At 30.8% G+C, this 24,459-nt stretch carries 20 protein-coding genes, 1 pseudogene and 1 riboswitch; of the genes and pseudogenes, 6 read left to right on the top strand and 15 right to left on the bottom strand.

Translation table 11 applies throughout. The annotated features are described in order from the left end of the window. Positions 1-79: 79 nt before the first annotated feature. Entirely contained in the window at positions 80-1,675 is a 1,596-nt protein-coding gene (locus tag CLFE_RS09850) for a recombinase family protein (protein ID WP_077894991.1), read from the bottom strand. 44 nt (positions 1,676-1,719) lie between these two features. Then, a complete protein-coding gene (locus CLFE_RS09845) occupies positions 1,720-1,917 on the bottom strand; it encodes a hypothetical protein (protein WP_077894990.1) in 198 nt (65 codons plus the stop codon). A 233-nt stretch (positions 1,918-2,150) separates the two neighbouring features. Between CLFE_RS09845 and CLFE_RS09840 the strand changes: the two genes are divergently transcribed. Beyond that, the gene (locus CLFE_RS09840) at positions 2,151-3,125 is read left to right on the top strand and encodes a hypothetical protein (protein ID WP_077894989.1); all 975 of its coding nucleotides are present in this window, start codon (positions 2,151-2,153) and stop codon (positions 3,123-3,125) included. Positions 3,126-3,146: 21 nt separating this feature from the next. Then, positions 3,147-3,866, top strand: a pseudogene (locus tag CLFE_RS09835) (asparagine synthase-related protein); the annotation flags it as partial. Between the two features lie 84 nt (positions 3,867-3,950). Here CLFE_RS09835 and galU read toward each other — a convergent pair. From galU to CLFE_RS09820, 3 genes are all read right to left on the bottom strand, one after another. After that, a complete protein-coding gene (gene galU / locus CLFE_RS09830) occupies positions 3,951-4,811 on the bottom strand; it encodes a UTP--glucose-1-phosphate uridylyltransferase GalU (protein ID WP_077894987.1) in 861 nt (286 codons plus the stop codon). A 22-nt stretch (positions 4,812-4,833) separates the two neighbouring features. After that, positions 4,834-7,011: a glycosyltransferase family 39 protein gene (locus CLFE_RS09825; protein ID WP_077894986.1), complete on the bottom strand. Its 2,178-nt coding sequence runs from the start codon at positions 7,009-7,011 to the stop codon at positions 4,834-4,836. Positions 7,012-7,244: 233 nt separating this feature from the next. Further along, on the bottom strand, positions 7,245-10,889 hold the full coding sequence (locus CLFE_RS09820) for a TIM-barrel domain-containing protein (protein ID WP_077894985.1): 3,645 nt from the start codon (positions 10,887-10,889) through the stop codon (positions 7,245-7,247). A gap of 800 nt (positions 10,890-11,689) precedes the next feature. On the opposite strand from CLFE_RS09820, the gene CLFE_RS09815 reads away from it, so the two are divergent. The 4 genes from CLFE_RS09815 (at position 11,690) to CLFE_RS09800 (ending at position 14,818) form a co-directional block, all read left to right on the top strand. Continuing rightward, a complete protein-coding gene (locus CLFE_RS09815; RefSeq protein WP_250944762.1) occupies positions 11,690-12,493 on the top strand; it encodes a sensor histidine kinase in 804 nt (267 codons plus the stop codon). Further along, positions 12,486-13,127 (top strand): response regulator transcription factor, encoded by a 642-nt coding sequence (locus CLFE_RS09810; protein ID WP_077894983.1) that lies wholly within the window; start codon positions 12,486-12,488, stop codon positions 13,125-13,127. Before CLFE_RS09815 ends, CLFE_RS09810 begins: the two co-directional genes overlap by 8 nt. Before the next feature lie 151 nt (positions 13,128-13,278). After that, on the top strand, positions 13,279-13,881 hold the full coding sequence (locus CLFE_RS09805) for a methyltransferase family protein (protein WP_077894982.1): 603 nt from the start codon (positions 13,279-13,281) through the stop codon (positions 13,879-13,881). A gap of 82 nt (positions 13,882-13,963) precedes the next feature. Then, entirely contained in the window at positions 13,964-14,818 is an 855-nt protein-coding gene (locus CLFE_RS09800) for a hypothetical protein (RefSeq protein ID WP_077852513.1), read from the top strand. A gap of 34 nt (positions 14,819-14,852) precedes the next feature. On the opposite strand, the gene CLFE_RS09795 is transcribed toward CLFE_RS09800, so the two are convergent. The 10 genes from CLFE_RS09795 to purF form a co-directional block, all read right to left on the bottom strand. Then, positions 14,853-15,611, bottom strand: coding sequence for an ABC transporter ATP-binding protein (locus CLFE_RS09795; protein WP_077834691.1), 759 nt, complete (start codon positions 15,609-15,611; stop codon positions 14,853-14,855). Next, positions 15,571-16,569 carry an ABC transporter substrate-binding protein gene (locus CLFE_RS09790; protein ID WP_077834692.1) on the bottom strand — a complete coding sequence of 333 codons (999 nt, stop codon included), beginning with the start codon at positions 16,567-16,569 and terminating at the stop codon, positions 15,571-15,573. Before CLFE_RS09790 ends, CLFE_RS09795 begins: the two co-directional genes overlap by 41 nt. Positions 16,570-16,583: 14 nt before the next feature. Then, the gene (locus CLFE_RS09785) at positions 16,584-17,336 is read right to left on the bottom strand and encodes an ABC transporter permease (RefSeq protein ID WP_077852512.1); all 753 of its coding nucleotides are present in this window, start codon (positions 17,334-17,336) and stop codon (positions 16,584-16,586) included. After that, on the bottom strand, positions 17,308-17,601 hold the full coding sequence (locus tag CLFE_RS09780) for an MTH1187 family thiamine-binding protein (protein WP_077834694.1): 294 nt from the start codon (positions 17,599-17,601) through the stop codon (positions 17,308-17,310). The genes CLFE_RS09785 and CLFE_RS09780 overlap by 29 nt, the downstream gene beginning before the upstream one ends. Before the next feature lie 18 nt (positions 17,602-17,619). Beyond that, positions 17,620-18,357: a TatD family hydrolase gene (locus CLFE_RS09775; protein WP_077834695.1), complete on the bottom strand. Its 738-nt coding sequence runs from the start codon at positions 18,355-18,357 to the stop codon at positions 17,620-17,622. 51 nt (positions 18,358-18,408) lie between these two features. Further along, a riboswitch (TPP riboswitch) is annotated at positions 18,409-18,512 on the bottom strand. A 68-nt stretch (positions 18,513-18,580) separates the two neighbouring features. Continuing rightward, the gene (gene purD, locus CLFE_RS09770; RefSeq protein WP_077894981.1) at positions 18,581-19,831 is read right to left on the bottom strand and encodes a phosphoribosylamine--glycine ligase; all 1,251 of its coding nucleotides are present in this window, start codon (positions 19,829-19,831) and stop codon (positions 18,581-18,583) included. A gap of 21 nt (positions 19,832-19,852) precedes the next feature. Beyond that, positions 19,853-21,352 (bottom strand): bifunctional phosphoribosylaminoimidazolecarboxamide formyltransferase/IMP cyclohydrolase, encoded by a 1,500-nt coding sequence (gene purH / locus CLFE_RS09765; RefSeq protein ID WP_077894997.1) that lies wholly within the window; start codon positions 21,350-21,352, stop codon positions 19,853-19,855. A gap of 52 nt (positions 21,353-21,404) precedes the next feature. Further along, a complete protein-coding gene (purN, locus tag CLFE_RS09760) occupies positions 21,405-22,019 on the bottom strand; it encodes a phosphoribosylglycinamide formyltransferase (protein ID WP_077894980.1) in 615 nt (204 codons plus the stop codon). Then, positions 22,007-23,005: a phosphoribosylformylglycinamidine cyclo-ligase gene (purM, locus tag CLFE_RS09755; protein ID WP_077894979.1), complete on the bottom strand. Its 999-nt coding sequence runs from the start codon at positions 23,003-23,005 to the stop codon at positions 22,007-22,009. The genes purN and purM overlap by 13 nt, the downstream gene beginning before the upstream one ends. 23 nt (positions 23,006-23,028) lie before the next feature. Next, the gene (gene purF, locus CLFE_RS09750) at positions 23,029-24,456 is read right to left on the bottom strand and encodes an amidophosphoribosyltransferase (protein ID WP_077834699.1); all 1,428 of its coding nucleotides are present in this window, start codon (positions 24,454-24,456) and stop codon (positions 23,029-23,031) included. Positions 24,457-24,459 lie beyond the last annotated feature (3 nt).

Below are 24,459 nucleotides of genomic sequence, written 5' to 3'. Positions count from 1 at the left end.
TCCTTCTCATACACTATTCTTATCATAAAATAAAATTATAAATTATTAATTGAATTGTTGCAACTGGGTCCTTTTATTTTTATAATTCATCCTTGATATCATATTTATATAAAATTTCATCAATACTCACTTTTAACTTAAACTCCAAACTCCTATCTTTGTATACTATTATTCTATCGATAATTCTCTCTACTTCTTCACGTTTTAAGCTCTTCTCTTTAATTATATTATCAAATATTTGTAATGCACTTTTTAAATTATTGTTAAACTTATTCTTATTTTCTTCATTAAATTCATCAATATCTCGTATTAGCTTTAAAATTTTTTCTTTTTTTTCATTTTCTATTTTTTTGTAACATTCCTCGATTATATTTTTATATTCATTGCTGATTTCTTTATTTATATCTCTTATTTTTTTGGATAAAATAAGCTTGAGCTCTTCTTTTTCTAAATATAACCTTTTTCTCATTTTTGCTAAACATTTATTTTCATCATCCTCTACCTTAACTAATTTAATTTTATTGATGTATTCCTTATAGTCTTCTCTAACATCTTTTAAAAACTCTTTAAAAATAAAGATAAGCTTATCCTCACTTATAGAATGATTACAACACAGTTTATTACCATATTTCCTATAACTTCTACAATTATAACCTCTTTCAATCTTAGGGTAATTCTTTAAATTGCATCCCACAATGGCATATCCACATTCACCACACTCTATAAGACCTCTAAAAATGTAATCATATTTTGCTTTGCCACTAAATTTTATTTTATTTCTTCTCTCATTTATTTCCTTAGCTAAAAAAAAATCTTCTTTTGATATAATCGCTTCATGATGATTTTGAAAAACATATTGATCTTCTAGGGGTACCCTTTCTTCTTTTCCTTTAATCATCCTAACCTGTCTTTTTTTTGTTCTAAGTGTTCCTATATAAATATCATTTTTAATTATTCTATTTATCATGTGGGTCTGCCAATTATGTGCTACATTATTCTTAAATACTTTTCCCCCCTCTTCCTTCATTTTTTTTATATATTCACTAGGAGTTGGATATCCTTTTTCATCAAGTAAATTACATATTTTTTTATATCCTAGTCCTTTTATATAACTTTTAAAAATCATTTGAACTACAGGCTTTATTTCTTCATCTACTACAAGTTTGAACCCCTCATTAACTTTAACTTTTTTGTAGCCATAAAAATTTCCCATTATTAATTGGCCTTTTTTTTGCTTCATATGCATACTCGATCTTATCTTTCTTGAAATATCTTTAACATACATCTCATTGTACCAGGTCTTAATTCCTAATATATCATAATTATCTTTCAATAAATCTAGCCCACCATTTGCTTCTTCCACTAATATAAGCCTTATGCCTAGTTCTTTTAATTTGTCTACAAATACCAATACTTTACCATTATTTCTACCAATACGTGATAAATCCTTAGCTATAATTATGTCAATATTTTTATTGTTAATCCCTTCTAGCATCTTACCAAATTCAGGTCTATCAAAGGTATATCCGGAACAATTATCATCAACATATATAATATTTATTTCCCATTTTCTTAGTTTTGCATATTCTTCAATGATGTTTTTTTGTGAAATTATTGAACTATAGTTTTCTCTATCCTCGTCCCTACTTAACCTTACATACCCCACTACTTTCATACTATGCACCACCTAGAATGGAATAAAAAATAAAGACTTAACGTTTATTTAAATTTTTCTTGAACAATCGCCTCTATAACATCTTCCATATTTTTGCCACCACTTATGAATACAGCTATACTCGAATACATTTCTTTATATTTTATTATTTTTGTTTTTATAATATTATCCTTACTTTCATCTTTAGTTACATAAATAATTAAAGCTTTTTCGCCTTTATAAGTTACTTGTTTTACCTTCACTTTTGCCTCCCAAATATTAATTACTGTATTTTACTATTGAAAATAAATTTTCTTAGACGCATAATTCTAGAACTTATTATGTAAAATAATGTATTTACTTGATATTTTTACAATAACTAAAGTATCGTCTGCTAACTCGGCTTAATCCATAAAATACATGATTACTTAATTTTACATATAAGTAACTTAATTGTATAATTTCTTTATAAATAATTTTCAAGGAGGATTTTTAAATGAAAAAACTTAAAATTAAAACATTATGTTTAGGAATTTTATCAACACTTATTTTCACTTCTACAGCTATGGCTAAAACTAACAATGTTAATCCTAACAATGTTAATCCTAACCGTATTTTAGGTTACACTGCACCCTTTGTTAAATCTTATGCTATCAGAGGTTATTCTGACGACACTCGCTTCACTGCATATACCAATACATATTCTGACTTATATGTAAAAAATAATGGTTATAACAAAGTATATTATTTCTCTAACGACGATTATGCCACCGTATTTTTAGGAACTGAGGTTAGCAGTTATGGAACCTTAGGCGGAAATCCTTATATAACACTTGATGGTAATGAAGTACAAGAAGATTCAGTTTATAGCCAAATTTTTTCCGGCTCTCTTAACATAGTATCTGGTGGTGTAGATGTATATAGATTCCGTGGTATTCCTCAAGGATATCATACAATGAAATCTGTTCTTGCATCGTATGGTTTTTCAGATTCAATAGATTTAAAGGTTAATAAGGTAAGTGCTTATAACGTTAATGATCCAGTAGCTATGAATACTGAACTAAAATTCACATTACCTAACAAAGTTGATCCAAGCATTAATTTAAACAATTATGTTCAGATTTTCGATACTACAACTGGCAATCAAATTCAAACAAATGCAACCTTAGACTCAGATGGACAAACTATAATTGTACAATCTGCAACACATCAATTTTCAGCAAACACAAAGTATGAATTAGATATTTTAGATGGTATGAAATATACTGATAGTACTGAATCCTTTGATGATACAATTATTTTCTTCACCACTAATAATACCGTTACACCTCCAACTTCCTTTACAAATAACTCCGCTTCTAAAGCTTTAAAATCAATTACTATCGATGCTAAGAATCCTACTAAAACCAAGAACATCAAGGCAAAAACTAACATCAATAAAAATAGTATCTTAACTCACTTGAAAAGATAGTTTAGCTTTATCATCCGCTTTGCACTATCAGGTGAATGTGCAGATGAAATATTTGGTGGCTACCCTTGGTTCATGAGAAAAGAAATGATATATGCAAATACCTTCCCTTGGTCTAGGTTTGTAAATGATAGAATTAGCCTTTTATCTCATGATTTAAAATCTATAAACCTTCAGGAATATGTAGATGCAAAATATAAAGAAAATTTAAATAATGTTCCTGTTTCTGATGAGGATACTCCTTACGCAAAAAGAATGAGAGAGTTATTCTATCTTAATATAAAATGGTTTATGATAACACTTTTAACTAGAAAAGATAGAATGAGTATGGCAAATAGTCTTGAAGTGAGAGTTCCTTTTGCTGATTATAGATTAGTTGAATATGCCTTTAATATACCACCTGAAATCAAGTTTTTAAATGGACGAGAAAAAGGAGTTTTAAGAAAAGCCTTTGAAGGTGTACTTCCAAAGGATGTAATAGAAAGAAAGAAAAGTCCTTATCCAAAAACCTTTGATCCTAGATATACAGCCCTAGTTCAAAAATGGCTAAAACAAGTAGTTGCTGATAAAACTTCTCCTCTTTTAGATATAGTAGATTTAAAAACAGTAAATGAACTTATAGATACCGGAGGAGCTTCTTACAAAACACCTTGGTTTGGTCAACTTATGAAAGGTCCTCAATTAATAGCATATCTGCTTCAAGTTAATTTTTGGCTTAAGGAATATAAAGTAAAACTTGTATAATCCATAAATTTTCTTTTAATAATTGTATAAAAATAAAGTGAAGAATTACTTTTTTAAGTTTTTCTTCACTTTATTCTTATAATTTTATTTTATACTTAACAAGTATTCTTTAAGACCACTCTTTAATTTATCATTCTTAAGTGCAAATTCAATATTTGCTTTTATAAACCCAAGCTTATCTCCAATATCGTATCTTTTTCCCTCAAAACAGTAAGAATATATTGCTTCTTTTTTTAGTAATTCTTCTAAAGCATCTGTTAGCTGTATTTCTCCACCCTTTCCTGGCTTTGTATTTTCTAGTATCTCGAATATACTAGGCGTTATTATATATCTTCCAAGTATTGCTATGTTAGATGGTGACTCCTCTACATTTGGTTTTTCAACTAGTTTTTTCACCTTACATACCTTATTCTCAACATCTATACCATCCACAATACCATATTTTGATACATCCTTAGCATTTACTTCTTGAACTCCTAATACGGAGGTATTATATTTATCATAACAATTCATAAGCTGCTTTAAACAAGGCACCCTACTGTCAACTATATCATCCCCAAGCATAACTGCAAAAGCTTCATTTCTAGCAAAACCTCTTGCCAAACTTATAGCATGACCTAATCCCATGGGTTCCTTTTGCCTAACATAGTATATATTAACCATGTTACTTACTTTTCTAACTACGCTAAGAAGTTCATCCTTATTGTTATTTTTTAATTCTTCTTCAAGCTCTGCCGATTTATCAAAATGATCCTCTATTGATTTTTTGTTTCTTCCTATTATTATTAGTATTTCTTCTATTCCTGAGGCTACTGCTTCTTCAACTATATACTGAATTGTGGGTTTATCAACTATAGGTAACATTTCTTTAGGCTGAGCTTTTGTAGCTGGAAGGAACCTAGTCCCTAATCCAGCTGCTGGAATAACTGCTTTTCTTATACTCATAATATTACCACCTAACTAAAATTTATTTACTAAAGCTATCTGTATAAGCTTTTAAATCATATAATTGTTCTGATCCCATTGAACCACCAAAGTTCTTAGACTTGATATTTGAGTTTTTGCTATTATTTGTATTTGTTTTTTGATTTGTACTACTTAAAGTTTTGCTTTCTCCAATATTTTGTGTTTTATTACTGCTATATTCAGTGGTAGCTACAGCTTTTCCTACCTTCTTTACCCAATTCATTATTTCACTGCTGGAGTTTCCTCCGCCCATTCCGCCAGTCATTACATATCTTATTTCACCTTTTTTTGCTAATTCTTTAAACTGAGCTAGTGTAAGTATCTTGTCATTTCCCATGAATCCACCTAGAGACATTACTGATTCACCGGTACTTACTATTATTTCTGATGCAGAATTAGAATTTTGAACTACTAACAAATATTTTTGATTAGCAGTTTTATTCTTTTCTAAGAATTTAATTAGCTTTGAATTTTGAGAGTTTTCGCCTTGTTGTCCTCCACCTGGTCCTCTCATTTTTGAACCATTACTCTTAAGCAGAAGTTCTAAACCTGCTACTGGGAATGAATTATTGACTTTATTTTGAATAACTGCAGCAGAACCTACAAAAGGTGTTATTACTGTTCCAAGCAATGCAAATAGCGCTAATTTCCTCCTAATATTTATATTCTTTAAATCCTCAATTTTTTTGCCCATTAAATTCAATACAAAAAGCATTATTGCTGATACTATGCTTAATACAGCAACCAATACAATTAATATCTTGGCAATATTTATAGAATTAACAAAATATGAAAGCATAAGTATTTGAGCCGCTCCATTTGCTAAAAATGCTAATGGCAATAAATAAGCTTTTAATCCACCTTCTTTATAGAGTTCCCATAGAGAAGTGATACCTATTCCTGCTAGTGCTGCTGTTGGAGGCGCAAACATAGTCAAATAATATGGATGCCATGTACCTGTATTAAAGCTGAAATATAAAAATTCAGGAAAAAACCACATAAACCACATTACTATAGCCTGTTTCCTCTTGTTATCTAAACGTAATCTTAATTTTTCTTTTAAGACAGACGCTATAAATCCAAATATAGCTAGTGGTATAAACCACACTACTTGATCCGCTAATGTATTTTTACTAAATAATCTTGTTACACCAGCTGTAACAGTTCCGCCAAACATAGAAGTTTGAAATTGTGCTGAGTTACTATTCTGTCCACCAGGTCCTCCTGGACCTCCTTGCATACTGCCACCTTGTCCTCCTGGTCCCCCTTGCATACTACCACTTGGTCCTCCTGAACCTCTTTGCTTATTTCCGCTTTGACCTCCTGGTACTCCTTGCATTTTTCTGCTTTGACCACTAGGTTTTGAACCACCTCCTGGTCCTGTTTTTGTTCCAAAGGATAGTCTCTCCGTGCCATTATGTCCAAATATTAGTTCCATTACTGTATTATTTGAACTACTATCTACATAAGGTCTACTGGACTTTGGAACTAAATCAACAACAATTGCCCAAGATAAAGAAACAAATACTAATATAACAGTTCCGCAAGTTAAATGTATAAGCCTCTTCTTAATTGATGTAGCTGTTGTAAGAAGATATGTTATGTAAATAGCTGGAACTACTAAATAAGCCTCAACCATTTTCACATTAAAACCAACACCAACAAGTGCTAAACTTATTATTAAATATTTCATTTTTCCTTTTTCGGCAGCAATCGTAAGTGCCCACATAGCAAATAATAAAAACATTACAAGAATATTATCTATAGTATTGTTTCTACTTACCGCCACAAAAACTGGAGTTATAGCAAGAAATAGTGCAGATAATAATCCCGCTATACTTCCAAATTGTCTTTTAACAATTATATATATTAATATTACAGAAACTACACCTGCTAGTGCTGAAGGTAATAATATACTTACTCCACTAAATCCAAATATTTTTGCTGAAATTGCCTGAAGCCAAAACCCTAATGGTGGCTTGTCAATTGTCACAAAACCTGATGGATCAAAGGATACAAAAAAGAAATTTTTAAAACTCATGGTCATGCTCTTCACAGCTGATGCATAATATGAGTTTCCATATCCCTCTATACTGAGATTAACAAAATTTAATATTATAGATATTAGTACAATTATACTTAAGGCTATTCTTTCCTTAGTAAATTTAAGTTTCTTCATTTAATATTCCCTCCCTCTATAGAATTTCTAATTTAAATAACTTAGATACCCCTATAGTTGTTCTCTTAAAATAATTATTTTATGTAAGGATTATAACTTAAATTTACTGTACAAATATCAAAACTTTATGTGAAACTTATGTGATAAAACTTTCATAAATAGATAACCTTAAGATATAAAAAGATCGGCCTTACTTTTCGTAAGACCGATTATATTGTATTTTATAAATATATTTATGCTGGAAGTAATCTTAATGTAACATTATCAACCAAAGCTTTTACATCATTACCCATAACCTTTTCTTTGCTACTAACCTTTAAGGCAGATTTTAATGATGCTGAGTCAGGATTATTCTTATACCATGTACCGTTTTCATACCACTCTTCTCCTGTAACATCATATCCTGGTTGATTTTTTCCTGGTGTCTGATTATTGCCATCAGTAAATAATACCTTTGCACTTGTCCAGTTTTGAATAGTATATGAGTACCATCCGTTCCCTTCATTATTCATTTTAGTTCCTGGCCATGATGAACCTATTTGTCCAGAAGCATTATAGTAATATACATATGGTGCTCCCCATCCACTTAGATTTTTGAAGTGTACTGTTACAGAATTCCCTGCTTTGTTTATGTTGTATACTTCAGTATATACATCAGATTGATTACCTTGTGAACCTACTGCAATAAATTTAAGTGTGGTAGTTGAATTTATTGTAATTGGTCCTGTATATTTTGCACTACTTGTTGTTGGGGTAGACCCATCTAGTGTGTAGTATATTGTTGCATCATTCATTGAGGATGTAAGACTTACAGTTTGTGAAGTACTATAAGTTCCACCTTTAACACTAGCACTAACATTTAGTTCTGGATTAGATTGATATAATTTACCATCCTTATACCATTCTTCTCCCGTAACATCAATTCCTGGCTGATTTGCACCTGGAGTTTGATTTTTGCCATCATCAAATAATACCTTTGCATTTGCCCAACTTTGAATAGTGTATGAATACCATCCATTTCCTTCACTATTCATTTTAACTCCTGGCCATGATGGACCTGTTAATGTTCCAGTAGGATCATAATAATATATGTTTGGTGCTCCCCATCCATTTGGATTTTTAAAATGTAATGTTATACCATCTGAAGCTTTACGTATATTGTATACTTCAGTATATACTTGGGACTCATTTCCTGAAGAATCTACAGCTATAAAATTAAGCTTTTGATTTAAACCTTGATTTAATGTGATTGGTGCTGTATATTTTGTGCTATTTGTTGTTGGTGTTGTTCCATCTAGTGTATAGTATATTGCTGCATCCTTTTTAGATGATGTAAGTGAAACTGATTGTGAACCATAATAAGTTCCGCCTTTTGGATTTGCAGCAGCTGTCATAACTACAGGATTTACTTTGCAAGGTACACTTATACTCTTAGCATCACCAGACTTAACTTTTACATATACTACGTTTCCGTAAGTATCAGTTCCTAAAGCATATCCTTCTCCTGAAGCATTTTTCAACTCATCATAGCTTGAATATTGAGTTAATGCTTGTCCGTTAACAGTAACAGGTCCATTACCTTGTACATGCATCTTTACTATATAGCTTTTTAAATCAGAAGTATAGCTTCCTTTATTGGCTGCTATATTAAATTGTGCTGATTTTGAACTAGCATCAGTTTTGAGAGTCATCTTTTGATCGAAATAAGATCCATTTTCATAATTATAAGTAGATCCATCATCGTCATAATAGTCAAAGCTTGTAGTCTCATCGCTTGGGAAAGCATCTACATATAAATTAGTTACTGCTTTTTCACCTACATAATTTTCAAAATCTTGTGTAGGTATGATTGCACCACTCTTTATGAATAATGGTATATCATTGTAATTAGTTGAATCCACAGCATAATTTATAGTTTGGCCGCCTGTGTATTGTTTTCCTGTACTATAATCTGTCCAATTTCCTTCTGGTAGATATATATTCTTTGATGTTTGTCCTTGATCTACTACTGGAGATACAAGCATATAATCTCCAAACATCCATGCTTCTTTATCATTTGCAGTGTTAGGATCGTTAGGATATTCCATCATAAGTGATCTTACTAGTCCTAATCCACTTTGTGACAAGCTTCTATCATATGAATATATATATGGTATTAAGCTATATCTCAACTGCATAGCCTTTTTGGCAGCTGCTTCTGCTGTTGAACCAAAAGCCCATGGATAACGAACTTTATTATCTTGTCCATGTACTCTAAATATAGGTGTAAATGCACTAAATTCCATCCATCTTGCATAGTTTTCAGGTGTTGGGTCTCCATCATTAAATCCACCTGTGTCCATGCCCCATCTAGCTTCTCCTAAATTAACTGCTGAAAGCATTCTTTCACGCTGATTTGCCATGTTATTAAAGCCTGTTGATATATCACCAGACCACATTCCATAAGAATATCTCTGTGCTCCAGTGTAGTAGTTTCTATTAAGTGACCATACTCTTTGATTAGTATGCGCCCTTTGCCCATCGTATATAGATCTTTCCATGTTCATGTTTCCAAAGTTTCCGAAGTTAGGATTTTCATCACATTCGTCATTCCAGAAACCAGAAATTCCTTTGTCAAAAGCATCCTGAACATTTTTCCAATTCCAAGCTCTAACCTCTGGTAATGCAAAATTCAAGCTTTCCATAATCTTCTTTGAACAATAGTCTTGTGCTGGACTATCACCTGGAAGCCACCAACCGTTAGCTGCAACTTCTCTACCTTGTACAGAATCCACAAGTATTCTTGGTTTCATTATTCCTGTCATTTTAAGTCCTTTGGAATCCATATAAGCCTTTAACTGACCACTTTCAGCATCAGGGAAATTATCTGTGTTCCATTTATATTCACCATAATTATCTTGTCCCCATTTCTTCCAATCAAAATCAAGACAGAAATTATCTATTGGTAACTGCTTAGAACGATAGGTATTTAATACATTTTTAAGCTTATCTTCATCAGTTCCAGTTCCTGATAAAGGGTTGTCCCATCCCCATTGAGTATTGGTAAAACCGGTTGCCCATTTAGGAAACATTGGTGCTTTACCAGATACATCTGATTCTTCCGAAATAACATCTTTAGGATTTCCAAGCATCAAATAGTATTCTGTATCCGCTTTAGAACTATTATTATATTGAAGTGAAGTATCTCCTATTGAGAAATTTCCTCCATCTGAATCTACAAGTACACCGTATCCGTCATTACTCCATACAAATGGAGCTCCACAATGGCCCTGATTACCTGCATAAACCTGTGTATTTCCATTTCTAAGCATTCCTTGGCTTGAATCATCCCAAACCCTGTAACCATTTACTCCATAAAATCTATCTCCTGAATTATGAGTAAAGCTTACACTTTTCTGAGCAATAGATTGTTGAGTTATAATTGACTTTCCATTGGAATCGTATACACTCATGGTCAAGTCAGATTTATTTATTTTAATCGTCATCTTCTGTGTTTTTATTACCATTGGATCTGAATTTAAATCGCTAGATACTATATTTCCTGTATTCCAAGTTTTATTAGGATCAACTACTAAAGTATCATCACTAGATTTACCCGCTGGTTTGTAGTCAACTTTTACAACTTGAGGTTCACATACTTGAATATCTGTCTCATCTGAACCATTTATAATTTGTAAAGTATCACTATTTAATTTTACTGATAAACCAGATGCCGCTGTATTCGCTTTAATTTCCTTTGTTTTAGATATCGTTTTCATATTTGGCACAGCTTTTACACTCACTGGCCTTATTACCTCAGGTATAGTATTTAATGTCAATGCCATAGCCATAAAACAATATAAGGTTTTCTTTAATACACTTTTTTTACCACTACACATTTGAATTTACCCCCCTTAACAATTCTTTAAATCTAAATGGTAGTATTTTTAGTTTGTCTTGTAATTGCAACCGATTGCACAAATGTACAAAATAATTATTATAGTATTTATTTTTTTACATAAGTGCTAACTCATTTCACCTCCTTAAATGTGATTTAAAGTTAAGTTTATTGATTTTTTTTACATTTTTATTTTGATAATCCTTAACTTCAAGTTAATTATACCTCTTGTTACACAAATTGTAAATACTTTTTTTAATATTTATTACAAATAATTGTACGTTTAAGTCTTGTTCTATTATACCGGTTTCACTCATTTATATAATTATGCATTATACTTTGCATAATCCCCTCTTCTTTATTGTAAAAAATTTTAATGTATTGTAGAATTAACTTATTCTTATATCTCCAAGAATTATTCTTAACAAGGCAATATGAATCTTATAAAAGAAAGGATAGCTTAAATATATGAATAAACTTATTTTTTTATGGGATATCATCAAATCCAAATTTAGATATGCTCTTTTAATCTTTACTATATTAACCATTTATATAAATTCTAAAGTAGTTATTGTTAATTATTTTCTCTTAATTTTACTTAGTATTTTTCTAATTGCCTATAATGTTAAAAGCAAAAAAAACACTACACTATTTATAAGTATCTCTATTATAATTTATGCATTTATATGGCTTTTTGGAAGTTGTGATAATGTCTATTATTTTGTTATATTGGATGATATATTTGAAATAAAAAATGTATTATTCAAAAGATTTCTTATTATTTTGCATTCTATAACCTATATGATCGTAATTATTCCTAGAATATTATTTTTTACAAAATATCCTGTGCATGAAAAAATCAACTCAATTACGTATTCAATTATTTTATATTTAATCGTTCTGTTTGTTTTTACTCTTGTACACAAATTCAAAGATGAAAGAGATAAAATTAAAATAATTAATGCTGATCTCATAGAATACTCCTTCAATGAAAGGGAATTTTTATTATATGAGGAAAGAAATAGAATTTCTCAAGAACTACACGATTCCATAGGTCATTCCCTCATGGCTCTTTCAATGAATATAAAATATTTGAAGGCTATAAAAGATAAAGCTGATATAAATAAAGAATTAGATGATATAGATGCTGTTATAAAAGAAAGTGTAGTTACTTTAAGATCTACTGTTTACAATATAAAGAAATTAGATGAGTATTGTGATTTCAAAAAAGAAATTAATACTATAATCGAAAAATTCAACAAGCTAAACATAGTGAAAATCAACTTTAATTATGATAATAATATAGACAAGTCCCCTATGGAAATAAAAAATAATATTATAAAAATAATAAAAGAAGGCATCACAAATAGTTTGAAACATGGTAATTCCACTGAAATTAATATAGATTTAAGTTTCATCAATTCAGATATAGAACTAATTATACAAGATAATGGTAATGGCTGCTGTGAAATCAACTCATCAAATGGTCTTAATGGAATAAAAAAAAGGACAGAGACTTTAAATGGAGAGGTAACCTTCCAAAGTTCAAATAAAAAAGGATTTACAATAAACCTTAAAATACCAGGGGGTGTTTCAAATGATTAGGGTTATGATTGCAGACGATCAAACTATTGTAAGAGAGGGATTAAAAAAAATATTAAGTCTTGATGATAGTATAGAAGTACTTTGTGAAGCAGAAAATGGATATGAAGTTATAGAAAACTTAAACAAACACATTGTTGATGTTATACTAATGGATGTTAGAATGCCTAAGCTAGACGGTATAAAAACAACTAAACTTGTAAAAAAACAATATCCAAAGGTAAAAATAATCATACTTACAACTTTTGATGAAGATAATTACATATTTGATGGAATAAAAAATGGCATAAGCGGCTACCTTTTAAAGGATAGTGAAATAGATTATATACTTAAAAGTATCAAAGAGGCTTATGAGGATAAAATGATGTTTGATCCTGTAGTAACCTCAAAACTTGTAAATGCACTGAATTTATCTAATAAAACTAATAAAAAAGAAAATATTCTTCTAGACTCTCTTACTGAAAGAGAAAAAGAAATAACAAAACTCGTTGTCAATGGTAATAGTAATAAACAAATATCTGAGATTCTATTTATTTCAGAAGGTACCGTAAAAAATTGTATCTCTAAAATATTAAAAAAGTTAAATCTTGAAAGAAGAACTCAACTTTCAGCTCTGTATATAGAATCTTTAAAATAATAACACAAATTTGAAGTATATATGTTACTAAAGTAATGTATATACTTATTTTTTTATTTTACTTGTTACTTATGGCATCTTTAAACCTATATCATAAATTCATAAAATAGTAATTACTAAAGGAAATAATTTGTGAGATGGAGTGATATTCTTGGATATTTTCGATGCTTCAAAAATTAATAATACATTCGAACATAATGTATTTCTTTATTCAATAGGATTTATGTTTTTATGTGAATTTTTAATATGGATATTTACTGCAAAGGGAGGGAGAAACGGCAATAAAAAATCTGATAAAGGCTCAATTTGGCTAATAATTTTAGGATATTTTTTAAGCCTTTATGTAGGTTTTTACTTTACAGATTTTAATATAATAAGATTAACTATTCCTCATGTATTCTACTATATAGGAATTTTATTAATAATAGCCGGTACAATAATCCGCTCCTATTCTGTATGGACATTAAAAAAGGCTTTTACATTATCAGTACAAACTACATCTGACCAGCATCTAATACAAAAAGGCTTTTACCGATATGTAAGAAATCCAGCTTATACGGGAAGTATACTTAGTCTTGTAGGTATAGCATGTTCATTTAGAAATTTTTTTGCACCTATTGTGGTATTAATCATTTGTATATTCTGCTATGGAATTAGAATAAAGATTGAAGAAAAAGCTTTAAAGGAACATTTTAAACAAGAATTTGATGATTATAAAAAAAGGACCTACTGCCTATTTCCTTTTATATGGTAAGATGAAACTTCATGCTTTTATTAACCAACTATTAAGGTTTTAAATATACTATTAATGTACCAATAATAGTATGAGGTTATATATGGATGATTCAGAGGTTTTAAATTTTAACGAACAGTACTTTAGACCTTCTAAATTAGTTGCTATAAATATAAAGGACTTTGATTATAAATTTTTTGATAAATACTTTGGGAATTATAATGATATAAAGTTGCCAAATTATTTGTTCAATTCCGAGGAGAACACAATAATAAACTATTTCAGCCTTTTAAGAGAAGCATCCTCAATAACAACAGGTGGTTGTGGAAGTATTGGAAATAGTAAAGCACCCTATCCTATATCCTACAACTTTTTTAATGATGATTTTAAAAAAAGAGTTGATTACAACAATTACCTTAGTGTTTTTAACGAGGTTGGTCATATAAATTTAATAAAACTTCATAGACTTTACAATACTAACTCTCCGGATATTTATAGATATTTTTTTGAAATAGAAACCATAGAGCCTTCTGTAAAAGGAAACACTAGCTTTGCCTATTATTATGGCTTTATATACCTAATCTATGAAAATGGTAATTATAAAATTTCTGATATTGATTTACGTGGAGAGGATTTTCTATGTGCACCTTATCATGGTTGGATGCATAATGCAGAATTTTATGTAGATACAACCTATGGTGATTGGTGTCATCTAATAAAAGAAAGACACCCTACAGAAAAGGATGGATATATAAAAAATATTTATGTTACAGGTACAGATGGAAATGATTACAAATTTCAATTTATTCAATTAACTAATGGTACAGATGTACAGGTCAATCAATTCATAAAAAATAAAACTGGAGTTTTTATACCTACAGTAATAGATGTAAATAAGTGTATACCAAGATTTAGAGGACTTTCTAGACATAGACATTGTCCTTTTAAATCAAAATAAAAGCAAATTTTAGCGGCATCTCTGCCGCTAAAATTTATAATAATTCAATTATTTTATTCTTATATTCTAGTAATTCCTTGGAAAATTCCCTTTTTATTTTATCTTCTTTTAAAAATTCTATATTAAATTCCTCTTTTATCTTTCCCGGCTTTGACCCCAGTACATATATTCTATCTGATAAAAGCACAGCTTCTTCAATATCATGAGTTATAAAAAGTATAGTTCTCTTAAGCACATCTTTCATTTTAAGAATCCATTTCTGCATATTACCTTTTGTTATTGAATCAAGTGCACCAAAAGGTTCATCGAGAAGCATTATTTCACTTGAGGATAGAAAGGTTCTAAGAAAACTCGCCCTTTGTTTCATCCCTCCAGAAAGCTCATAAGGATATTTATTTTCATAACCTTTAAGGCCCATAATTTCAATATACTTTTTAGCCTCTAATCTAGATTGCTTTTTATTTTCACCCTTTAAGTCAAGTGGCAGTACAACATTATTTAAAACTGTTTTCCAAGGCATTAATAAATCCTTTTGCTGCATATAACCTATATCTGAAGAAACTTTAACTTCTCCCTTATCAACTTCTATAAGTGACGCTATTATATTAAATAAAGTACTTTTACCCGAGCCACTAGGTCCTACAATCGAAACAAATTCTCCTTTATTTACGCAAAGTGAAACATCCTTTAGTATAATTTCTTTATCAAAGCTTTTAGTTATATTTTTGATTTCTATAACCTTTACTCTATTATTATTTTGATAAGAATTGATTTGTGAATGCATCTTTAACATTTAGCTCCTTCTTTATAAGCCCCTTGCTCTTTAGGAAATCAGCATAATTTTTCCAAACACTAGGCTTCATTTCTCCCCATTTTGACATATCATCTGCATAATGAGTTGCCATGTATTTTTGACTTTCTACTGCTAATTTTTCATCTATTTCAGGTGCATATTTTCTTAGTATTTTTGCACTTTCTTCTGGATGTTTAGCTGCATACTGATATCCTTCTTTTGTAGCACGCATAAATTTCTTAGCTTTATCTGGATTCTCTTTTAATATCTTATTATTTGTTATTATAACTGGGGTATAATAATCAAGTGCTGGATCTAAATCTTTAACTGCTACATAATCTAAATCAATACCCTTTAATTTGGCTTCAATTCCTGTCCAGCCCTCAAATATCCAAGCAAAATCCACGTTCTTTTTCGTAGCTGCAAAGTAATCATCATTTCCTATATTAACTATTTTAAGCTTACTAAAATCCGCTCCATTTTTCTCCATTATAGCCTTTATGACTGCTTCCTCTGAAGGTGAACCCCAGCCACCATAAACTTTTCCTTCTGCATCCTTAATAGATTTAATATTTTTACTTTTAGGTGCTGCAAATCCAGAGGTATTGTGCTGTAAAACTGCTGCAATTGCCTTAATAGGAAGTGGCGTTTTACTTGTTAAAGCATAAGTTACATCTTCCTGATAGCTTACACCAAAATCTCCTTTATTAGTAGCAATTAGATTAGTAACACTGCCACTTGAAGGCTGTTGAATTTTTACATCTAAACCCTCTTCTTTATAGTAACCTTTATCTAAAGCTACATACATTCCAGTATGATTTGTATTCGGTGTCCAATCTAGTATTACAGTCGTTTTATCTAATTTAGTACTTGAACTGCTACTAGATGCACACCCTGTAATAGCAATTGCTGTCATAACAACTGCAGATATTAATGATAATATTCTTTTCTTTTTCACTTTAATCGCTCTCCTTATTTCCAATGAATTATCTTCTTTTGGATAAAATCTACAATATAAATTAACACTATACTTATAACCACAATGACGACAATTGCTGCAAAAACCTTGTCTAGCGCATAGGCATTTTTTGCTCTTACCATATAAACACCTATGCCTCCATCTCCACCTAACCATTCACCTATAACTGCTGCCATAATCATATAGGTACATGCTATTTTAATTCCAGAAAATAAATTTACCATAGCGGATGGAAGCTTTAAATGATAGAAAATTTGAAGTTTAGATGCTTTCATACTTTTAAATAGATTTATATAGTCTTTATCAATTTTTTCAAAACCATCCACAAGACTTATTGCTATAGGAAAAAAACAAGTTATTACAACCACTATTATCTTAGGCAGCGGACCAAAGCCAAACCATATTATAAAAAGTGGTGCAATTGCTATGGTTGGTATAGTTTGTGAGATAACAACTATAGGATAAATGGCCTTTCTAATAACCTTAAAACTATCCATTATTATAGCAAGTATAAAAGCAAAAATTATAGAAATAAGAAATCCCACAAGTGCTTCATAAATTGTAACTTTCGTGTTGTCAATTATCACATTGAACTCACTAATTAATGTTAGGTATATATCCTTAGGTGATGGAATTATATACCCTGGTATTTTTCTAAAATCCACTATAAACTGCCACATTGCTATTACAATTATTATAGCGGCTACTGGATATAATTTATTCTTTATATTTTCCCACTTTTTCATTCATAGTCACGCCTTCAGCCTTATAATCTATTTTTACAACAGATGCAACTCTCTCTGAGCCTTCCTTAATGCATATTTCCTGAGCCTTTTTTACTATTTCCATGAGTGTATCTAAATCACCTTCCATAGTAGTTTCCATAGGTCCAACTATATACTTTACACCTGAAGCTTTTATGTATTCTATTACCTTATCAACTACCTCATATAGTCTTTTTTCCTCAACAACTGGAAGTACCTGCAAGCTTACATTTACAACTGGTTTCATAATACAAATCCTTCTTTCTTAAATTAATGATTTAAAATTATTCAATATGCTTTTTTCAACTTCACCTTCTTTAACCTTTTTTATTTTAGCTATTTCCTTTACTATGTCTTTAATTACACTTGGATAACCATATCTTCCATTGACCCACTGAAGAGAAGTTGGTCCATCTGTTTCTGTTAGTATTTTATCAAGAGGAAGGAATTGAACAATTTCCTTAGAAAGCTTAGAATATTCAATATCAACACTTATAGTAAAATAGCAGCCATATTCTAAAAGCTTTCTTAAAGTGTCTTTATCACCGCTGTACCAGTGAATTATAGGTGTTTTAAGCTTATACTTTTTTATATAATTATATATTTCTCCTTCTGCACCCTTTGTATGTATATTAGTTATTTTATTGTATCTTCTGGCTTGCTCTAAGAAATATATAAAAACTTTTTTCATATAAGGATATTTTTCCTTTTCCTTAACCCATACATAATCAAGCCCTATTTCTCCTATTATTCTGCTCTCCTTTATATATTCATGAAATTTATCAAGTTTTTTATAATTTTCATGAGCTTTAGAAGGATGAATACCAAAGCAAGGAATAATATTTTTATTTTTCACGGCTAGTTTTTTCGTAAATTCATAACTTTTACAATCCATGGAACATCCAAGTGTAAGTATTTCTTCATTTCTTATAATGCCTAATGCCTTGTCTAGTTTTTCTTTACTCTCAAAAAAGTCCAAATGATTATGTGCATCTACAAACATTTTTTTCTCCCTAATAAAAAAATAAAAGCACTATAAACATAGTGCTTTAAGTTAACGTTATAAAAGCTTTCCTTCGTCAGAATTAACCGAATCAGGTTCAAAGGGTTAAAGTTTTTATAACTTCTCTCAGCCAAAAGGCACCCCTAGCACTAATTTACATATTAAATTTTGTCAGCATCTTTATGCTACCACTTATTTTTTCAAATGTAAATAGCTATATTCCCTATTTTGCTCTTCCAATATCTTTTCTATAGTAAATTCCGTCAAATTTAATTTTTTCTATATCCCTATAAGCTCTTTCTATAGCTTCGTCTAAAGTAGTTCCTTTAGCAGTTGCGCACAAAACTCTTCCCCCTGAGGTTTTATACACTCCATCCTCTAACTTAACACCTGCACAAAATACTTTATCCCCTGCATCATCTATTCCACTTATTTCATAACCCGTATTATATTTTTTAGGATATCCCTTTGAAGAAGCAACTACACAGCAAGCATTTCCTTCATGCCACTTTAAATCAAAATCACTAAGTTTTTTGTCTATTGCAGCATTTATTAAATCAACAAAATCACTTTTCATTAAGTATAAAACTACTTGTGTTTCTGGATCTCCAAGTCTAACATTGTATTCAAGAAGATATACTCCTTTTTTTGTTATCATAAGTCCAAAGAAAATTATTCCAACAAAATCCATTCTTTCTTCTTGAATACCTACCAAAGTAGGCTTTAAAATTTCTTCATTAAAACTTTTAAGTACAGCTTCTGTGCAGTAGGGATTTGGAGAAATAGCTCCCATTCCACCTGTATTGGGTCCTTTATTGTCATCAAAAATTTGTTTATGATCCTTTGAAGACACAAAAGGAATTATAGTTTTTCCATCTGTAATTGATAGAATTGAAGCCTCTACACCTTCTAAGTATTCTTCAATTACAACTTTTTTTCCAGAACCTTTGAAAACATCTTCAACCATAAAGGATTTAATAGTTTCTTCTGCTAAAGTGTAATCCTCACAAATTACAACTCCCTTGCCTGCTGCCAAACCATCTGCCTTTATAACTATAGGATATGAACAGCTTTTTAAATAGGAAAGAGATTTACTAGCATCTTCAAAGACTGCATATTCAGCTGTTTTAACATTGTATTTTTTCATAAAGTCCTTAGAAAAAGACTTACTTCCTTCAAGCTTAGCTCCTAAACTACCTGGTCCAAATATTTTAAGTCCTGCCTTTTTAAATTCATCAACTATTCCCTCAACAAGAGGAGCTTCAGGTCCGACTACCGTTAAATCTATATTATTTTCCTTTGCAAACTTTATAAGTTCTTCTGTTTTTTCTAAGTTTACATTTTCACATTTATTTTCTTTTGCACTTCCGCCATTTCCCGGTGCACAATATATTTTTTCAACAGTGCTATTTTGTGCCATTTTCCATGCCATAGCATGTTCACGTCCTCCTGAACCTATAAGCAAAATCTTCATACATTAACCTCCAAATATAAACTAGTGCTTAAAATGTCTTGTTCCTGTCATAACCATTGAAATTCCGTATTTGTTGCAGCCATCAATGGATTCCTTATCTCTTATAGATCCACCTGGTTGAATTATAGCTTTAATTCCATTTTTATGTGCTTCTTCTACTATATCACCAAATGGGAAGAAAGCATCTGATGCAAGAACAGTAGCACCACTTCCTCTTTCCATTGCATCTTTAGCTGGCCAAATTCTATTAACCTGACCTCCACCAATTCCAACAGCTGCACCATTTTTTACAACAACAATAGCATTGGATTTTACATACTTTACTACTTTCATTCCAAAAATCATATCTCTCATTTCATCATCCGTTGGCTTCTTATCTGTAACTACTTCTATTTTTTCAGTAAGTTTATCATCTGCACTTTGAACAAGCATTGCGCCATCAACCTTTGCAAGTTCAAAATTATCAGAAGGCTTTTTATTAGCTTTTATAACTCTTAAATTTTTCTTGGACTTTAGTACCTCTAGTGCATCACTTGTAAAATCAGGAGCTATAACTATTTCCAAAAATATTTTAACCATTTCTTCTGCAGCAGCCTTATCTACTGTCTTATTTAAGGCAACAATTCCACCAAAAATTGAAGTATCATCACATTCAAAAGCCTTTATGTAAGCATCCACAGGTGTATCTCCCATAGCCACACCACATGGACTATTATGTTTTAAAGCACAGCATACTGTTTCTTCAAATTCATTAACAACCTTCCAAGCTATATCCATATCCTTTATATTATTATAAGAAAGTTCTTTTCCATTAAGCTGGTCAAATCCTTTCATTGCTCCATTTCCAAAAGCCGCCTCATAAAAAGCTGCTGATTGATGAGGGTTTTCTCCATACCTTAAATCCATTTTCTTCTTGTAAGGTACAGCTAAATATTCAGGATATTCATCTTCAAGTAAAAATCTACTGATTGCACCATCATAAGCGCACATTAAATTAAATACTTTTCCTGCCAATCTTTTCTTTGTATTATAGCAAACTTCACCAGTTTCTTCTATCTGATTAATTACATCATCATAATCATTTACATCTGTTAAAACTACAACATCCTGGAAGTTTTTAGCTGCTGCTCTTATCATCGTTGGTCCACCAATGTCTATGAATTCAACCTTCTCTTCAAAGCTTATGTCTGAAGCAACCTTATCAAAGAATGGATATAAATTAACAACTACCATATCAATAGGTGTTATTCCCTTTTCTTTAATAGTTTCCATATGTTCTTTATTATCTCTTATAGCTAGAATTCCGCCATGTATTTTAGGATGAAGTGTTTTTACTCTTCCATCAAGTATTTCATCAAAGCCTGTAACATCTGAAACCTCTACTACTGGAATACCATTTTCCTTAAGATGTTTAAAGGTTCCGCCAGTTGATAGTATTTCTACACCTTTTTCATTTAAAAATCTTGCTAATTTCAAAACTCCATCCTTATTAAATACGCTTATAAGTGCTCTTTTTATCATACTTAGTATTTTAACTTTCAATGAAAAGTTAAAATATCTTCACTTCCTTTCCTTATTTAATAATTTTAACATGTCTTCCTTCTATGTGAACTTTTCCTTCAGCCAATAATTTTACTGCCTCTGGGAGAAGCTTGTGTTCCACTTCTAAAACTCTCTTTTGAAGTGTTTCTGCTGTATCAGTATCTAAAACCTCTACTGCTTTTTGAAGTATAATAGGACCACTATCTGTTCCCTCATCTACAAAATGGACTGTACAACCTGAAAGCTTAACCCCATATTCTATAGCTTTCTCATGTACCTTCATTCCATACATACCATTTCCACAAAAGGCCGGTATAAGAGATGGATGTATATTTATTATCCTATTTTTAAATTTATTTAGTAAGTCCCCTTTAAGTATTGAAAGGAAACCTGCGAGAACTATTAAATCAACCTTGCCCCCAAGAAGTTTTAATACTTCATCGCATACAGCTCCTTTAAATTCTTTTCTATCAAAAACATAATTTTTGATAGAATGTTTTTCTGCTCTTTCTATTGCAAAAGCCCCTTTTTTATCGCTTATGACAGCTTCGATTACACAATTTTTTATATATCCATTTTCTATAGCATCGATTATGGATTGAAGATCTGTTCCGCCCCCAGAAACGAGAACAGCTATTTTATACATACTCCATTACCTCCAGCTTTTACGTATCCAATTTCATATGCATTTTCTCCAGCCTCTTTAAGCATTTTAATTATTCCGTCTTTATTTTCCTTAGCTGCACAAATCACAAAACCAATTCCCATATTAAAGGTATTAAACATGTGATTTTCATCAACTCCAAGTGACATTATATGTTTAAATATTTCTGGAATTTCTAAGCTTTCCTTGTTTATTACAGCTGTAAAATCTCCTTTGAACATTCTTGGTATATTCTCATAAAAACCGCCCCCAGTTACATGAGCCATACCTTTTACATCAAAGTTTTCTAAAACCTTTAAAACAGGCTTTACATATATTTTTGTAGGAGTTAATAATTCCTCTCCCATTGTCTTTCCATTAAATTCTTCGTCAAAATTAGTTATTAACTTTCTTACAAGTGAATATCCATTACTATGTATTCCAGAAGATGCTATACCTATAAGTACATTTCCATCTTCAATTTTACTGCCATCAATTATTTTATCCTTATCTACAAGCCCCACAGCAAATCCAGCCAAATCATATTCTCCTTCTTTATAAAAACCCGGCATTTCAGCTGTTTCTCCACCAATTAAAGCACATCCAGCTTGACTACATCCATCTGAAACTCCTTTAACTAAGTCTGAGGCAACTTCTGCTTCAAGCTTACCACAAGCTATATAATCTAAGAAAAATACTGGTTTTGCTCCATGGCAAAGAATATCATTGACACACATAGCTGTGCAATCTATTCCAACAGTATCATATTTTTTAGTAGCAAATGCAACCGCAAGCTTTGTGCCAACACCATCTGTTCCTGATACCAAAACTGGATTTTTATATCCGCTTCCTATTTCAAACATACCAGCAAAACTTCCAAGATTGTTTATTACACCAGGAATAAAAGTTTTAGCTGCATAATCCTTCATGAGTTTTACAGATTTATATCCTTCTTCAATATTTACTCCACTATCCTTATATGTTACCATTTGTACACAACCTTTCAAAAATTTTATACTTCAAGTCTATCCTTATCAGCTTCAACTGGTGCTGACACTGGATATATACCACTAAAACATCCAAGACAGAATTTTTTATTTTCTCCAAGAGTTTTTAAAAGAGCTTCCATACTTAAATACCCCAAACTATCTGCTCCTATAAATTCCCTTATTTCCTCAACCTTTCTGTGTGCACCAATAAGCTCTTTCCTATAAGGAGTGTCTATTCCAAAGTAGCATGGAAATTTTACTATAGGTGAAGATACTCTAAAATGTACCTCTTTAGCTCCGGCTTTACGTATAAGATCAACAAGTTTTTTACTTGTAGTTCCCCTAACTATAGAATCATCTATTAAAACAACTTTTTTTCCTTCTATTATTGATTTTACAGGATTTAATTTAACAGATACCGCTTTTTCTCTAAGCTCTTGAGTAGGAGTTATAAAGGTTCTTCCTATGTATTTATTCTTTATAAGTCCTAAAGTGTATGGTATCCCAGAAGCTCTAGCATAGCCAATAGCCGCTGGTATTCCTGAATCAGGTACTCCAATAACTATATCAGCATCAACCGGTGAAGCTTTAAACAATTCTTCTCCCGCAAGTTCTCTTGACTTATTTACATCTATTCCATCTATTACACTATCAGGTCTAGCAAAATAAATGTATTCAAAAGCACAAGTTTCACACTTTGTTTTCTCTGCAAAGTTTATACTTTTAAGTCCATCCTTATCTACTATTACTATTTCTCCTGGATTTACATCCCTTACAAACTCAGCACCTACAGTATCTAGTGCACAACTTTCAGAACAAATTATGTAACTATCATCAATTTTTCCAATACAAAGTGGTCTTATACCATTAGGATCTCTTACACCTATTAACTTATCATTTGTAAGTATTACGATTCCATAAGAACCTTTAACTGCTTGAATTGCATCTACAACTGCTTTTTCTATTCCTTTTTTAGCACCTCTAGCTATAAGATTTAAGATTACTTCTGTATCAATAGAGGTTTGAAACATAGTGCCCCCATCTTGAAGTAGTTCTCTTATAACATCGGCATTAACTAGGTTTCCATTATGAGCAATAGCTATAGAACCTAATTTAAAATTACTCATTATAGGCTGAGCGTTATTTACATTACTTCCTCCTGTTGTTGAATATCTTACATGACCTATAGCTGAATTTCCAACTAAAGAATTTATGATTTCAGGATTAAATACATCTGCCACAAGCCCCATATTTTTATAAATAGAAAGTTCTTTACCATTAGATACCGCAATACCAGCACTTTCTTGTCCTCTATGTTGAAGTGCATATAAACCATAGTAAGTTAGTCTAGATGCATCTATATCTTTGTTTGAAAAAATCCCGAATACACCACATTCTTCTTTAAATTTATCTAAATCTTCTCTTTCAGTTGTGCACTGTTCTTCTATCATACC

Source organism: Clostridium felsineum DSM 794 (assembly GCF_002006355.2).
Lineage (GTDB): Bacteria > Bacillota > Clostridia > Clostridiales > Clostridiaceae > Clostridium_S > Clostridium_S felsineum.
The sequence above is the reverse complement of the archived record's forward strand: the minus strand, read 5'-3'. Positions and strand labels throughout refer to the sequence as shown.